1 protein-coding gene and 1 pseudogene are annotated in these 878 nt (G+C 46.8%); both read left to right on the top strand.

The features are described from left to right. The first annotated feature begins 24 nt into the window (after positions 1-24). Positions 25-459 carry a helix-turn-helix domain-containing protein gene (locus tag HMPREF1647_RS07155; protein WP_081933340.1) on the top strand — a complete coding sequence of 145 codons (435 nt, stop codon included), beginning with the start codon at positions 25-27 and terminating at the stop codon, positions 457-459. Positions 460-675: 216 nt separating this feature from the next. After that, a pseudogene (locus HMPREF1647_RS06875) lies at positions 676-878 on the top strand (IS30 family transposase); the annotation flags it as partial.

Here is an 878-nt window from a genome sequence, read left to right as displayed (position 1 = left end):
AAGGTAGTGACCCATGGGTCTACAATGGCGCTTACGACAACGTTCATTGAAAGGATTTCCATGGGTCACTATAGCCATCTTAGCATTGAAGAGCGCGAAGACATTATGGTCTGGTGGAAAAATCATGAAAGTATAAGCCAGATTGCTCGTAAGCTCGGTCGAAACAAATCAAGTATTTCACGGGAGATTAAAAGAAACGGTTGGACAATCATTGGAGTGGCGCATCTTTGCTATAGGGCCTCGACCGCTCAGAGAAAGACCGATGTTCGACGTCAGGCTTGCAAGAAACGCACCCTACTCGATGATCCAAGCCTTCGTGCACGTATTGTCTTTCTTATCTGTAGTCGCCACTTCTCACCTGAGCAGATTGCAGGCAGACTACACTTAGAACTTTCCTACGCTCCTGTCAGCTGTAGCACTATATATAGAGCCATACACTCGGGAAAAACTAGACTGTGAACTTCCAGGTGTACAGTCTGTACGAAGAAGACTTAGACACCGAGGTAAACGACGACATACAAAACACCTCATAGAGCGCAGAGGCAAAATACGGATAACTCATGAACTTGTCGAAAGACCAAAAGAGGTTGCAGATCGCCAACGTATTGGAGACTGGGGAGAGATACCGTCATCGGTAAAGCTAAAGGTCCACGCCTGGTCACACAAGTTGACCGTATGAGCGGCTACCTTGTTGGTGGCAAAGCTGCATCAGGGTCTAGTGCCGATGTCAATGTAGCTATACAGCAAGCTTTGAGAGGTGAGGTAGTAAAAACCATAACGCTTGATCGTGGATCTGAGTTTGCTCGAGCAGCAGAGCTTCAAGAAGCTATTGGAGTAAGTATCTACTTCTGTCTTCCACATCATCCCTGGCAAAGAGG

The sequence above is a fragment of the Lancefieldella parvula DNF00906 genome (assembly GCF_000758945.1).
Lineage (GTDB): Bacteria > Actinomycetota > Coriobacteriia > Coriobacteriales > Atopobiaceae > Lancefieldella > Lancefieldella parvula_C.
This window is presented reverse-complemented; position numbering and strand designations above follow the sequence as displayed.

Coding starts and splice junctions, on each gene's coding strand:
- HMPREF1647_RS07155 (WP_081933340.1), top strand. CDS start 25: ATGGCGCTTACGACAACGTTCATTGAAAGGATTTCCATGGGTCACTAT.